The 14090-nt window shown below is 72.6% G+C and carries 11 protein-coding genes; 7 read left to right on the top strand and 4 right to left on the bottom strand.

From position 1 onward, the window contains the following. Positions 1-104 precede the first annotated feature (104 nt). The gene (gene glgX / locus ELQ39_RS06175; RefSeq protein WP_190001293.1) at positions 105-2249 is read right to left on the bottom strand and encodes a glycogen debranching protein GlgX; all 2145 of its coding nucleotides are present in this window, start codon (positions 2247-2249) and stop codon (positions 105-107) included. Between the two features lie 311 nt (positions 2250-2560). On the opposite strand from glgX, the gene ELQ39_RS06170 reads away from it, so the two are divergent. Both ELQ39_RS06170 and ELQ39_RS06165 read left to right on the top strand, forming a co-directional pair. After that, positions 2561-3802 carry an SAV2148 family HEPN domain-containing protein gene (locus ELQ39_RS06170; protein WP_190001689.1) on the top strand — a complete coding sequence of 414 codons (1242 nt, stop codon included), beginning with the start codon at positions 2561-2563 and terminating at the stop codon, positions 3800-3802. A 131-nt stretch (positions 3803-3933) separates the two neighbouring features. Next, positions 3934-4656 (top strand): 3'-5' exonuclease, encoded by a 723-nt coding sequence (locus ELQ39_RS06165; RefSeq protein ID WP_190001294.1) that lies wholly within the window; start codon positions 3934-3936, stop codon positions 4654-4656. A 28-nt stretch (positions 4657-4684) separates the two neighbouring features. Here ELQ39_RS06165 and ELQ39_RS06160 read toward each other — a convergent pair whose 3' ends face one another. Then, positions 4685-5548, bottom strand: a complete 864-nt coding sequence (locus tag ELQ39_RS06160; protein WP_242591286.1) for a phosphotransferase enzyme family protein — start codon at positions 5546-5548, stop codon at positions 4685-4687. 170 nt (positions 5549-5718) lie between these two features. Here ELQ39_RS06160 and ELQ39_RS06155 point away from each other — a divergent pair, with 170 nt between their 5' ends. From ELQ39_RS06155 to mgt, 4 genes are read left to right on the top strand one after another with little or no spacing between them, the layout of a single operon-like run. Further along, complete coding sequence (locus tag ELQ39_RS06155; RefSeq protein ID WP_242591285.1) at positions 5719-6657, top strand: carbohydrate ABC transporter permease; 939 nt, start codon at positions 5719-5721, stop codon at positions 6655-6657. After that, positions 6654-7487: a carbohydrate ABC transporter permease gene (locus tag ELQ39_RS06150; protein WP_242591284.1), complete on the top strand. Its 834-nt coding sequence runs from the start codon at positions 6654-6656 to the stop codon at positions 7485-7487. Before ELQ39_RS06155 ends, ELQ39_RS06150 begins: the two co-directional genes overlap by 4 nt. An 8-nt stretch (positions 7488-7495) precedes the next feature. Continuing rightward, on the top strand, positions 7496-8797 hold the full coding sequence (locus ELQ39_RS06145) for an ABC transporter substrate-binding protein (RefSeq protein WP_242591283.1): 1302 nt from the start codon (positions 7496-7498) through the stop codon (positions 8795-8797). A 55-nt stretch (positions 8798-8852) separates the two neighbouring features. Next, positions 8853-10052 carry a macrolide-inactivating glycosyltransferase gene (mgt, locus tag ELQ39_RS06140; protein WP_242591282.1) on the top strand — a complete coding sequence of 400 codons (1200 nt, stop codon included), beginning with the start codon at positions 8853-8855 and terminating at the stop codon, positions 10050-10052. A gap of 113 nt (positions 10053-10165) precedes the next feature. Here the strand turns inward: mgt and ELQ39_RS06135 are convergent, their stop codons facing one another. Next, a complete protein-coding gene (locus tag ELQ39_RS06135; protein ID WP_242591281.1) occupies positions 10166-12409 on the bottom strand; it encodes an MMPL family transporter in 2244 nt (747 codons plus the stop codon). Positions 12410-12796: 387 nt separating this feature from the next. Between ELQ39_RS06135 and ELQ39_RS06130 the strand changes: the two genes are divergently transcribed. Further along, entirely contained in the window at positions 12797-13345 is a 549-nt protein-coding gene (locus ELQ39_RS06130) for a DUF1697 domain-containing protein (RefSeq protein WP_242591280.1), read from the top strand. A gap of 3 nt (positions 13346-13348) precedes the next feature. Here ELQ39_RS06130 and ELQ39_RS06125 read toward each other — a convergent pair whose 3' ends face one another. Then, positions 13349-14086, bottom strand: coding sequence for a sirohydrochlorin chelatase (locus ELQ39_RS06125; RefSeq protein WP_225625146.1), 738 nt, complete (start codon positions 14084-14086; stop codon positions 13349-13351). Between the last annotated feature and the right edge of the window lie 4 nt (positions 14087-14090).

Genomic DNA, 14090 nt, shown 5'->3' with positions numbered 1-14090 from the left:
GGGGCGGGAGCGGGATGCCCGCAGACGTCGGAGGGGCTGGACATCAGCCCCTCCGACGTCTGCGGAACGGGGTCCTGGGCGGAGCCCCACGGGCCGCGGGGCCCTTACGCCGGCCGTTGCAGCACCGTGAGGCTCCGGTCGGCCAGCGTCAGCCGCGTGCCCGCGGACACCTTCGGACCCGTGCCCGGCGGCACGCCGTCCCCGCGGGCGGTGTCGACCACCACCTGCCACTGCGCGCCGTGGTCCACGGGCACCACGAAGTCCAGCGGCTTGGGGGAGGCGTTGAACATCAGCAGGAACGAGTCGTCGGTGATCCGCTCGCCGCGCTGCCCGGGCTCGGAGATGGCGTTGCCGTTGAGGAACACGGTCAGCGCCGACGCCCGCGCCGACTCCCAGTCCCGCTGGGTCATCTCCGCGCCCTCGGGCGTGAACCAGGCGATGTCGGAGAGGTCGTCGTGGGTGCCCTCCACGGGACGGCCGTGGAAGAAGCGGCGGCGCCGGAAGACGGGGTGGTCCTTGCGCAGCCACACCATCGCCCGCGTGAACTCCAGCAGCTGCCGCCGGAGGTCCCCGTCGTCGCCCTCGCCCTCGCTCTCCTCCCCGTCCGGCCAGTCGAGCCAGGCCAGTTCGTTGTCCTGGCAGTAGGCGTTGTTGTTGCCCCGCTGGGTGCGGGCCAGCTCGTCGCCGTGGCTGATCATCGGCACGCCCTGGGAGAGCATCAGGGTGGCGATGAAGTTCCGCATCTGCCGGGCCCGCAGCGCCAGCACGTCCGGGTCGTCGGAGTCGCCCTCGGCCCCGCAGTTCCAGGACCGGTTGTGGCTCTCGCCGTCCCGGTTGTCCTCGCCGTTGGCCTCGTTGTGCTTCTCGTTGTACGACACCAGGTCGTGCAGGGTGAAGCCGTCGTGGCAGGTGACGAAGTTGATCGAGGCGAGCGGGCGCCGCCCGTCGTCCTGGTAGAGGTCGGAGGAGCCGGTCAGCCGGGACGCGAACTCGGCGAGCGTGCGCGGCTCGCCCCGCCACAGGTCCCGCACGGTGTCCCGGTACTTGCCGTTCCACTCGGTCCACAGCGGCGGGAAGTTGCCCACCTGGTAGCCGCCCTCGCCGACGTCCCACGGCTCGGCGATCAGCTTCACCTGGGAGACCACCGGGTCCTGCTGCACCAGGTCGAAGAACGACGACAGCCGGTCCACCTCGTGGAACTGCCGCGCCAGGGTGGCCGCGAGGTCGAAGCGGAAGCCGTCGACGTGCATCTCGGTGACCCAGTACCGCAGCGAGTCCATGATCATCTGGAGTACGTGCGGGGACCGCATCAGCAGCGAGTTCCCCGTGCCCGTGGTGTCCATGTAGTACCGCGGGTCCTCGGCCAGCCGGTAGTACGAGGGGTTGTCGAGGCCCTTGAAGGACAGCGTGGGGCCCAGGTGGTTGCCCTCGGCGGTGTGGTTGTAGACCACGTCGAGGATCACCTCGATCCCGGCCTCGTGCAGCGCCTTCACCGCCGACTTGAACTCCAGCACCTGCTGGCCGCGGTCGCCCCAGGACGCGTAGGCGTTGTGCGGGGCGAAGAAGCCGATGGTGTTGTAGCCCCAGTAGTTGTTCAGCCCCATGTCGACCAGCCGGTGGTCGTTCACGAACTGGTGGACCGGCATCAGCTCCAGCGCCGTGACGCCCAGTTCGGTCAGGTGCTCGATGATCGCCGGGTGCGCCAGGCCCGCGTACGTGCCGCGCAGCTCCTCGGGCAGCCCCGGATGGCGCATGGTGAGGCCCTTGACGTGGGCCTCGTAGATCACCGTGTGGTGGTACTCCGTCCGGGGGCTCCGGTCGTCCCCCCAGTCGAAGTAGGGGTTGACCACGACCGACGTCATCGTGTGCGGCGCCGAGTCCAGGTCGTTGCGCCGTTCGGGGTCGTCGAAGTGGTAGCCGTAGACCTCCTCGCCCCACTGGATCGAGCCGCTGATCGCACGTGCGTACGGATCGAGCAGCAGTTTCGCGGAGTTGCAGCGCAGCCCCCGCTCGGGGGCGTACGGCCCGTGGACACGGAAGCCGTACCGCTGCCCGGGCATCACCCCGGGCAGGTACGCGTGCCGCACGAACGCGTCGCTCTCCCGCAGTTCGACCGCGGTCTCGGAGCCGTCGTCGTGCAGCAGACACAGCTCTACTCGGTCCGCGGCCTCCGTGAAGACCGCGAAATTCGTTCCGGCGCCGTCGTACGTGGCACCGAGCGGATACGCCTCGCCAGGCCAGACCTGCATGGACACGACTCTTTCAGGTGTACGGCGCCGGTGGGGACGCCTTGGCTCCGAGTGTCCCCGTGTCTCCCCGAACGGGCGGGAAGCAGGGCGGGTCCACCTTCTACCCATGCCCCGGTCGCCGCCGACCGCACATCCTGCGAATCCGCTATGAATATGCTCACTCGCCGGACCCCGGAGGGCGGAACGGTCGCCTGCACGGCGGACGTTGGGGAAACGACCCTGTCCATCGGGCTGCATCGCGCACCGCATGCGGAGTACTCTCCTTGATCGTTGGACGGGGAGTGCTCGGGGGACTGGAAGGCGGTGCGCGGGTGGGCTCGGGAGGGCTGGAACTGCCCCCTGGTGACGAGGGTCACGAGGGGAGCGGCTCCACGGACGTCCCGCCCGGTGCGGTGTCCCTGGCACGGCCGATGGACGCGGGTTCGATCGGACCGGAGCTGGACTGGGGCGCGGACGCGTGGCGCGAGGTGCGCACGCGCGCGCAGCGGGCCGGCCGGGCCTACATCTGGCTGAACCTGGTCGAGCAGCGGCTGCGCGCGGTCGTCGCCGCCGTGCTGCGGCCGATCTACGAGCCCGTGCACGGCGACGACTGGGTGGTCGCCGCGGCCGGTCCCGCCGGACAGGAGTGGGTGCAGCGCGCGGTCGCCGTGCGCGAGGTCAGCCGCCGCAAGGGCTATCTGCTCGATCCGGCCGACGACAACGTGCTGTCGTTCCTCACCCTGCCGCAGCTGCGCGAGCTGATGGTGCAGCACTGGCCGTGCTTCGAGCCGTACTTCGACGACCGCCGGGACGTCGAGCTGGCCCTGGACGAGCTGGAGGTCACCCGCAACGTGGTCTCCCGCAACCGGGCGCTGTCCGAGGCGGTGCTGAACCAGGCGGAGCGGGCCTCCGCCCGGCTGCTGGAGATGCTCGGCGCGGGCGGCGACGTGCCCTCGGCGCGCCGGCTTCCGGTGGACGCGGTCGAGGACCTGGTCGGCGACCGGTACGCGGACGTGGTCGCGGTGCATCCCGACCGGGTCCGGCTGCTGCGGCAGTTCCCCGCCGAGGACATGTTCGGCGGGGCCCGGAGGCTCGACGCCGTCGGCATCGGCCTGAACCTGCTCGTGCAGAACTTCTCGGGCCGCCGGCTGGTGCGCCTGGCCGAGTCCGGCTGCCGGGTGCGGCTGCTGTTCCTCAACCCGGCCTCCAGCGCCGTCAAGCGACGCGAGCGCGAACTGGGCATCAAGCGGGGCGAGCTGGGCCGGTCCGTGGAGATGAACATCCTCCACATGCGCCGCGTGCGGTCCCGGCTGCGCGACCCGGGCGCCTTCGAGATCCAGGTCTACGACGAGACGCCGCGCTGCACGGCCTACCTGGTGGACGGCGACGGCTCCGACGGCATCGCCGTGGTGCAGAACCACCTGCGCCGCACCCGCGGCATGGAGGCGCCGGTGCTGGTCCTGCGCAACGGGACGAAGGTGGTCAAGCCGGGCGAGACCGAGGAGGGCGGTCTCTTCCCCACCTATCGCGAGGAGTTCGAGCAGATGTGGGCGGATTCGCGGCCGGTGTCCTGAATTTCCGGGTGCGTGTGCGTTCCGGGGCCGCCCGGTCCGCGCGGGAAACGGAATGCGATCCTCTGGTTGTCAGTGGCGCGTGCGAGGGTGAAGCCACTGGGGGAACGCACCGCACAGAAGGGGGGCAGCCCATGGGCTGGCACCGGGAGCTGCTGATCGGCTTCGACCTGGAGACGACGGGGACGGATCCGAGCGAGGCGCGGATCGTCACGGGAGCCGTGATCGAGCTCCGCGCGGGGGAGACGCTGGGGCGCCGGGAGTGGCTGGCCGACCCGGGCGTGATGATCCCCGCCGACGCGGTCGCGGTCCACGGCATCAGCAACGAGCGCGCGGCCGCCGAGGGCCGCCCCGCCGACCAGGTGGCCGACGCCGTCGCCGGCGTCCTCGCCGCCTACTGGAAGACCGGCGTCCCGGTCGTCGCCTACAACGCCTCGTTCGACCTGAGCCTGCTCTCCGCCGAGCTGCGGCGGTACGGACTGCCGTCGCTGCGCGACCGCCTGGACGGCGCCGACCCGGCCCCGGTGATCGACCCGTACACCATCGACCGCGCCGTCGACCGCTACCGTCGCGGCAAGCGCACGCTCGAGGCGGTCTGCGCGGAGTACGGCGTCCGCCTCGACGCGGCGCACGACGCGACGGCCGACGCCCTCGCCGCCGCCCGGCTGGCCTGCGCGATAGCCGACCGCCACCCGAAGGTCGCTGCCCTCGGCCCGGCGGAGCTGCACCGCCGTCAGATCGAGTGGTACGCGGCCTGGGCGGCGGACTTCCAGGACTTCCTGCGCCGCAAGGGCGACCCGGCCGCCCTCGTCGACGGCACCTGGCCGCTGCGCGAACCGGCGGGCGAACCGGTCTGACCCGCGCTCACCGAGCCGCGGGACCCGCTCAGAACGGGTACCAGCGCACGGTCTCGTCCCCGTCCCGCAGCGACGCCACCCGGCGGCGGAACTCGGCCAGCGCCTTGGGGTTGCCCGGGGCGTGCTGGGCGACCCAGGCGCAGCTCGCGGTCTCCCGCGCCCCGCGCAGCACCGAGCACCCCTCCCACTCGCGCACGTCCCAGCCGTAGGTCCCGGTGAAGGAGTCGTAGGCCTCGTCGGGCAGGCCGTAGCGGTCGTGGGAGAGGGCCATCACCACCAGGTCGTGCTCACGCAGGTCCGAGGAGAAGGTCTCCAGGTCGATCAGCACGGGACCGTCCGGCCCGACGTGCACGTTGCGGGGAAGCGCGTCGCCGTGGATCGGCCCGCGCGGCAGCCGGGGCGTCAGCGCGGCCGCGGCGGCCGCGAACCCGTCGCGCCGCTCGCGCAGATACGCCGCGTCCGCCGGGTCGATCGCGTCCCCCGCGAGCCGCAGCCAGCGCTCGACACCGTCCAGCAGCGAGCGGGGCGGCAGGGCGAAGGTCGGCGCGGGCAGCGCGTGCACCTGCCGCAGCAGCACGGCCAGGTCCCTGGGCTCGGTGGGGCGCACCGGGTCGGGCAGCCGGTGCCACACGGTCACCGGGTGCCCCTCCACCAGCAGCGCCTCGGACACGGCGGGACGCACGGCGGGCACGCCCTGCTCGGCCAGCCATCCGGCCACGGCCAGTTCGCGGCGGGCCCGCTCCAGCAGCTCCGCGTCCCGGCCCACCTTCACCGCCAGGTCCCCGGCGGCGAACACCGCGTTCTCCCCGAGCGCCAGCAGCCGCGGATCCCCGGCGCCCCCGGGCAGCACCCCGGCGGCCTCCACAACCTCCCGCGCCCGTGCCTCGTCCATCGCTTCCGCCTCCGTGTCCGTCCCGGGCCCCGCCGGGCGCCTCCGTCCGGCCGTTCGCCGGCCAGTCTCGCATTCGCACAGGTCGGGCGATGTGCGCGGGCCCTTGACGTGCGCTGTCGCGTTCACGACCATGACCGGGCCCACCCCCCACGCGCGAAGGGGCTGATGCCGTGACGTCGGTGACCGAGGCGAGGAGATCCGAGCCCCGCGCGCCCGACCCGAGCCGCCGGGGACGGCGTGCCGTCGATCACGGCCCGTGGTTCCTGGTGCTGCCCGCGCTGATCCCCATCCTGGTGCTCAGCGTCGGCCCGCTGCTCCACGGCATCCTGCTGGCCTTCACCGACGCCCAGTCGGGCCGTACCGAGCCGACCCGCTGGATCGGCACGCTGAACTTCCAGGACCTGCTCCAGGACACCCTGTTCTGGGAGTCGTTCCGCATCGGGCTGGTGTGGGCGGTCGGCGTGACCGTCCCGCAGTTCCTGCTGGCCCTCGGCCTCGCCCTGCTGCTCGACCAGGACCTGCGGCTGCGCTGGGCGGCCCGCGCCCTGGCGATCGTGCCCTGGGCGATGCCCGAGGTGGTCGTCGGCATCATGTGGCGCCTCACGTACAACCCGGACGCCGGCATCCTCAACGAGACGCTGCGCGACCTCGGGTTCGGCGGCGACCGGGACTGGCTGAGCGGACTCGCCACCGCCCTGCCCGCGGTGATCGTCGTCGGTGTGTGGGCGGGCATGCCGCAGACCACTGTGGCGCTGCTCGCCGGGCTGCAGAACACCCCGCGCGAACTGCACGAGGCCGCGGCCGTCGACGGCGCCGGCGCCTGGCGCCGCTTCCGCACAGTCACCTGGCCCGCCCTGCGGCCCGTCGCCCTCGCCATCACGGCGCTCAACCTCATCTGGAACTTCAATTCCTTCGCCCTGGTCTACGTGCTCACCAACGGCGGCCCCGGCGGACGCACCCGTCTGCCCATGCTGTTCGCCTACGAGGAGGCCTTCCGGTACGGCCAGTTCGGCTACGCGGCCGCCATGGGATGTGTGATGGTCGCTGCGATCTCCGTGCTGCTCGCCGTGTTCCTCGTGGGCCGGCTGAGGGGAGGTGACGAGCGTTGAGGACCCGTCCCGCGGCCCGCGCCGGCCAGTACGCGGCCCTGCTCGCCTATCTCGTCTTCCTGGCCTTCCCGTTCGTGTGGCTGGCGTCCACCGCGTTCAAGCCGGCCTCCGAGCTGGCCGGGCTGCACCCCGCCTGGATCCCGCAGGACCCCACCCTCGCCAACTTCCGTCAGGCCTTCGAGGAGCAGCCGCTGCTGCGCGCCGCCCTCAACTCCCTGCTCACCGCGTCCGCCGCGGCCCTCGTCGCGGTCGCCGTGGCCACCCCGACGGCGTATGTCATGGCCCGCCACCGCAGCGCCCTGGCACGGGCGGCGACCGGCTGGGTGGTCGTCAGCCAGGCGTTCCCGTTCGTGCTGCTGATCATCCCGTTGTTCCTGGTGCTGAAGAACCTGCGGCTCATCGACTCGCTGCCCGGCCTGGTGCTGGTCTACGTCGTCTGGTCGCTGCCCTTCGCCCTGTGGATGCTCACCGGCTACGTCCGCGCCGTGCCGGCCGAGCTGGAGGAGGCGGCGGCCGTGGACGGCGCCGGACGGCTGCGCACCCTGGTGTCGGTGACCGTGCCGCTGCTCGCGCCGGGCATCGCCGCGACCGCGCTGTTCGCGTTCGTCACCGCGTGGAACGAGTTCTTCTTCGCCCTCGTCCTGCTGAAGACGCCGGAACAGCAGACGCTGCCGGTGCTCCTCACCCGCTTCATCGGCGCCGAAGGGGTCGCCGATCTCGGCCCGCTGGCCGCCGCAGCGTTCCTCGCGACGCTTCCGTCCCTGCTGGTGTTCGCGCTCATCCAGCGCCGCATCACCGGCTCCCTCCTCGCCGGGGCGGTGAAGGGCTGATGACCCGCATGACTCGAAGGACCCGCACGACGCCCGTCAGGACGCTCGTCGGGGCGGTCGCCCTCGCCCTGCTCCTCGCGGGCTGCTCCTCCGGCGGCACCCGCGACGACGGCCGGGTCACCCTGCGCTTCCAGTCCCTGGCCTGGCAGCAGGAGTCGGTCGAGGCCACCAAGGAACTCGTCGACGAGTGGCACGCCCTCCACCCCGACGTCCGCGTGGAGTACGTCCAGGGCAGCTGGGACAGCGTCCACGACCAGCTCCTCACCTCCTTCGAGGGCGGCGAGGCCCCCGACATCGTCCACGACGCCTCCGACGACCTCGCCGACTTCGCCTACGGAGGCCACCTCGCCGACCTCACGGACCTGCTGCCCGAGCGGCTCACCTCCGACATCCCCGAACTCTCCTGGCAGTCCGTCACGTTCGGCGACGGCGTCTACGGCGTGCCCTTCCTCCAGGAGCCGCGCGTCCTCATCGCCGACGCCGCCCGCCTGAGGGAGTCCGGCGTCCGCGTCCCGACGCCCGGACACCCCTGGAGCTGGGCCGAGTTCCGCCGGGTGACGAAGGAGCTGTCCGGCGACGGCCGCTACGGCGTGGCCTGGCCCCTCAAGGAGCCGGTGTCCGCCACCCTCAACCTGTCCCTCTCCGCGGGCGGCCGGCTCTTCCACCGCGACGCCGAAGGGAAGGTCACCGTGCGGTTCGAGGAGGGCGACGCGGTCGTCCCCCGCACCGTCCACGAGCAGCTGAACACTGACCGCAGCGCCTCGCCCACCACCCTCGGCAGCGGCGGCTCCGACACCCTGCCCGGCCTCTTCGCGGGCAAGTACGCGATGGTCCCGCTCGGCTTCTCGTACCGCCAGCAGATCGTCCAGCAGGCGCCGAAGGGCTTCGAGTGGCAGGTGCTGCCCGCACCCGCCGGGGCCGGCGGGCTCGCCCAGGGCGTCAGCCCGCAGACGCTGTCCGTCGCCGAGGACTGCCCGCACAAGAAGGAGGCCGTCGCCTTCCTGGACTTCCTGCTCCAGCCGCGGAACATGGTGCGCCTCGCACTCGGCGACTGGATGCTGCCCACCGGCCGCCAGGCCCTCGCCGACCCGGCCCTGCGCACCCCCGAACACGGCTGGGCCACCGGCACGGCGCTGGCCGCCCGGCTGAGCCCGGCGCCCGCGCAGTCCGTACGGGGCTACCCGGAGTGGAAGGACAAGGTCGCCACGCCGGCGCTCCAGGAGTACTACAGCGGCGCGATCGGCCTCGACGAGCTGCGGAGGCGGCTGGAGAAGGACGGCAACCTGGTCCTCGCCCGGTACCAGCGGTGAGCGGCGTACCGGTTTCGATTTGTACGAGACGTTTCGTCTCGTTTAAGGTCGGGGCATGACCGCTCGCGCGCACATCGCCATGTTCTCCATCGCCGCCCACGGGCACGTGAACCCCAGCCTCGAGGTGATCCGGGAGCTGGTGGCGCGCGGGCACCGGGTGACGTACGCGATCCCGCCCCTGTTCGCCGACAAGGTCGCCGCGACCGGCGCCGAGCCCAAGCTGTGGAACTCCACCTTGCCCGGCCCCGACGACGACCCCGAGGCCTGGGGCACCACCCTCCTCGACAACGTCGAGCCGTTCCTCGCCGACGCCGTGCAGGCGCTCCCGCAGCTCATCGAGGCGTACGAGGGCGACACCCCCGACCTCGTGCTGCACGACATCACCGCCTACCCGGCCCGCGTCCTCGCCCACCGCTGGGGCGTGCCCGCGATCTCCCTCTCGCCGAACCTCGTCGCCTGGGAGGGCTACGAGAAGGAGGTCGCCGAGCCGATGTGGGAGGAGCCGAAGAAGACCGAACGCGGCAAGGCGTACTACGCCCGCTTCCGGGCCTGGCTGGAGGAGAACGGGGTCACCCTGCACCCCGACGACTTCGTCGGGCGTCCGGACCGCTCCATCGTGCTGATCCCGAAGGCGCTCCAGCCGCACGCCGACCGGGTCGACGAACGCGTGTACTCCTTCGTGGGGGCCTGCCAGGGCGACCGCGGCGCCGAGGGCGGCTGGCAGCGGCCGGCCGGGGCGGAGAAGGTCGTCCTGGTGTCGCTGGGCTCGTCCTTCACCAAGCAGCCGGCCTTCTACCGGGCGTGCGTCGAGGCGTTCGCCGGCCTGCCCGGCTGGCACCTGGTGCTGCAGATCGGCAAGCACGTCGACCCGGCCGAGCTCGGCGACGTGCCGCCGAACGTCGAGGTGCGGAGCTGGGTGCCGCAGCTCGCGATCCTCAAGCAGGCCGACCTGTTCGTCACCCACGCGGGTGCGGGCGGCAGCCAGGAGGGGCTGGCCACGGCCACCCCGATGATCGCCGTGCCGCAGGCCGTGGACCAGTTCGGCAACGCGGACATGCTCCAGGCGCTCGGGGTGGCCCGGCACCTGCCCAGCCAGGAGGCGACCCCCGAGGCGCTGCGCACCGCGGCCCTCTCCCTGGTCGACGACCCGGAGGTCGCCCGCCGCCTGAAGGACGTCCAGGCGGAGATGGCGAAGGAGGGCGGCACGCGAAGGGCGGCCGACCTGATCGAGGCGGAGCTCCCGGACCGCGCCTGAGCCGCGCGCAGGCCGCCCCGGCCCGTCGCCCCCCGACGGCCGGCACCCCGACGACACCGGCAGGGCCCGGCGGTGGCAGCCGCCGGGCCCTGGTCGTCGGGGTGCCGGTCCGGTCAGACCGGCACCCTCTCGCCCTCGCCGTCCCGCGCCTTCGGCGTGAGAGCCGCGGGCGCCTCGTCGTGCGTGAGGTCGGGCAGGCGGTGCAGCCACTTCGGGAAGTACCAGTTCCGCTCGCCCAGCAGCGCCATCACCGCCGGGAGCAGCACCCCCCGGATGACCGTGGCGTCGATCAGCACCGCCGCCGCCAGACCCACGCCCATCTGCTTCATGGACTGCATGGACAGCGTCCCGAAGATCGCGAACACGGCGACCATGATGACCGCGGCACTGGTCACCACGCCGGCCGTGGTGACCACCCCGTGCCTGATCGCGTCCTGCGTCCGGAGTCCCCGTGCCCGCGCCTCACGGATCCGGGACACCACGAACACGTGGTAATCCATCGACAGGCCGAACAGGATCACGAAGAGGAACAGCGGCAGCCACGTGATGATGGCGCCCACCCCCTCCGCGCCCACCAGGGACGCGCCCCAGCCGTGCTGGAAGACCGCCACGAGGATGCCGTACGCGGCGCCCACCGACAGCAGGTTCAGCACGATCGAGGTGACCGCGACCGTCAGCGAGCGGAACGACAGCAGCATCAGCAGGAAGGCGAACACCACCACGAACGCGAACACCGGGACCACCGAGCCGACCAGCTGGTCGTTGAAGTCCTTGTTGCCCGCCACCTGGCCGGTGATCGGCGCCTCGACCCCGTCGACCTTGCCGAGCGTCGCCGGCCGCACCTCGTCGCGCAGCTTCTCCAGGCTGGCGCCCGCCGCGTCCTGGTCGGAGCCGCCCACCAGCGGCACGTAGACGAACGCCAGGTTCTGCTGGTCGTGCAGCTTGATCTCGACCGGGCCGCGCGAGGCGCCCGAACCGACCGCCTGCTCACGGAAGTCGGCCAGCGCCGCCTTCACCTCGGGGGCGTTGATGTCGTCCGCCTTGACGACCACCTCGGCCGGCTCGGAACCGCCCGGGAACGCCTCGTTGACCCGGTTGTACGTCTGCACGATCGGCAGCGAGTCCCCGAACTCCTGGTCCAGCGTGAGGTTCTCGGTCTTCATGCCGAGCGCGGGCGCGGCCACCGCGAGCAGCGCACCGGTCGCCACGACCACCGACAGCACCGGCCGGGCCAGCACCCGCTTCAGCACCGCCGACCAGAACCGGCTGTCGTTCCGGCCGCTCGTCCGCCGCCGCAGGAACGGCACCCTGCCCTTCTCGACCCGTTCGCCCAGCAGCGACAGCAGCGCCGGCAGCACCGTCACGGAGCCGACCATCGCGACGGCCACCACCATCAGCGAGGCCAGGCCCATCGCCTCGAACTCGGCGATCCCGGTGAACAGCATGCCCGCCATGGCCACGCACACCGTGACACCGGAGACGACGATCGCCCGGCCGCTGGTCGCGGCGGCGATCCGCAGCGCGGTCCGCGCGTCCCGGCCCGCTGCCCGCTCCTCGCGCTCGCGGCGCAGGTAGAACAGGCAGTAGTCGACGCCGACGGCCAGACCCACCAGCAGCATCACCGAGTTGGCGGTGTCGCTCATCGGCTGGAGGTGGCTGACGAGCCCCATCAGCCCCATCGTCGCCATGATCGCGGTGATCGCCAGGGCGACCGGCAGCAGCGCCGCCACCAGCGCGCCGAACGCGATCAGCAGGATGCCGAGGGCGACCGGCACGGCCGAGTACTCGGCCTTCTTGAAGTCGTCGCCGAACGCGTCGTCGAACGTCTTCATCATGCTGGCGCCGCCGATCTCCTCGATCCGCAGCGAGTCGTGGTCCTTCTGGACCTCCGCGACCGCGTCCAGCACCGGCTGGATCCGCTCACCTGCCGTCCCGGGGTCACCCCGCACGTCGAACTGGACCAGCGCGCTGCGCCCGTCCTTCGAGACGGTGCCGCTGTCGTACGGCGAGGTGACGTCCGTGACCTCGCCGGTCCGCTCCACGGCCGTCATCACCGCGGCGACCGCCGAGCGGAACTCCGCGTCGGTGGACGTGGGACCGTCGTCCTTCGCCTGGACGAGCACGGTTTCCGAGGCCGGCTCCTCGATCCCGGCCTCCTCGATGATGCGGGCCGCGGTGCCGGTCTCCCCCTTGAGCTGTTCGCTGTCCTCGACGTCGACCCGGCCCGCCGCCGAGCCGAGCCCCATCGCCAGCACCACGAACAGCACCCAGATGCCGACGGCCGCCCAGCGGTGCCGCGCGCTCCAGCCGCCGGCGCGGGCGGCGAGCCCCCGTACCCGCGCGTCTCCGTTCCCCATGACGGGTTCGCTCCCTCGTCCGCGGCGGCGACCCCCTGCCGCCACCTGACGTTTCGACGGTATGGGCGGCGTGAGCCCGTCTCGTCGTGCTGCCCGGTGAAGCCGGCGGGCCCCGGCTCATCCCGACGGTGCGCCCGGCCTCCCCACTGGGGAGGACCGTGGCCCCCTACACATGTCCGGGACACCGGCACGGTGGATCAGGGGCGGGGGCGGAGGGACAGGAACCGGCCTCGGCCATTCCGCAACCTTGTCGAATCAGTCACAGCAGTGTGTTCGGGTTGCTCCGGGAGCCGCCCGTCGGCCAGAGTTGCGAGGCCCCGCCGCGCGCGGGCCCCGGCCGTCGTGCCCACCCCCACGGGGCACGACGGCCGCACTACAGTCGGGGCCATGGCGAACAGATACGCGGCCCTGCTGCGCGGCATCAACGTGGGCGGCGGCAAGAAGGTCCCGATGGCCGAACTGCGCGCACTGCTGGAGAGCCTCGGCCTCCAGGACGTGCGCACCCATCTGCAGAGCGGCCAGGCCGCGTTCACCGCGGGACACGGCGACGAGGAGTCGCTGGCCGCCGACCTGTCCGGGGCGCTCGCCGGCCGCTTCGGCTTCGACGTGGACGTGATCGTCCGCGACCACGCCTATCTGAAGGGCGTGGTCGACGCCTGCCCCTTCCCGGCCGCGGACCTGGAGCCGAAGCAGCTCCACGTCACCTACTTCTCCGCACCCGTCACCGAGGACCGGTTCGCGGAGATCGACCGCGAGGCGTACCTCCCCGAGGACTTCCGCCTCGGCGACCGCGCCCTCTACCTGTACGTCCCCGACGGCCTCGGCCGCTCCAAGCTCGCCGAGCACCTGGCGAAGCCCCGCCTGAGCAAGGGCGTCGTCGCCACCAGCCGCAACTGGAACACGGTGCGCAAGCTGGTGGAGATGACCGCCGGCTGAGACTCAGGCGCCCAGCGCCGTCAGCAGCGGCGTCCGGGCCGCGTCGTAGCGCTCGAGGAGAACCTGGGCGACCTCAGGGGAGGGGCCCAGCACGTCCGCCAGGACGTCGGCCTCGGCCGCGCCCCGGGCGATCCGGTCGGGCAGGCGCCCCGGCGCCAGGACGTACGGGGCCACGGCGACGCGCGCGCAGCCGAGCTCTCGCAGCTCCCGCACCGCGTCCTCGGTGCGGGGAAGGGATGCGGAGGCGAACGCAGGCCGCACGGCGCACCAACCGGTGTGCCGCCACTCCCGCGCGACGTCTGCGATCACTGCGATCGCCTCCGGGTCGGAGGACCCCGCCGAGGCCAGCACGACCCCGGTCGAGGACTTGTCGGCGGGCGTCAGGCCCGCCTCGTACAGCCGGCGTTCCAGGGCCGCCACCAGCAGCGGTGACGGGCCCAGCACGTCCGCCTGGCGGATCCGCAGGCGCGGTGGCGCCTCGGACAGCACCGCGGGGATGTCCGCCTTGGCGTGGAAGGCCCGGGTGAGCAGCAGCGGCAGCGCGACCACGTCACGCACCCCCTCCGCGTCCAGGGACTCCAGCACCGCGCCGACGGAGGGCACGTTGAAGTCCAGGAACCCGGTCTCCACCCGCAGCCCGGGCCGCTGCGCGCGTACCCGGCGCACCAGGTCGTGGACGGTCGCGGCGTGCCGCGGGTCGCGGCTGCCGTGGGCGACGACGAGCAGGACGGGACGACGCATCACA

It is taken from the genome of Streptomyces sp. GB4-14, assembly GCF_022696125.1.
GTDB classification, from domain to species: Bacteria; Actinomycetota; Actinomycetes; order Streptomycetales; family Streptomycetaceae; genus Streptomyces; species Streptomyces werraensis.
Note: the sequence above shows the minus strand (reverse complement) of the source record. Positions and strands in the feature narration are given on the sequence as shown.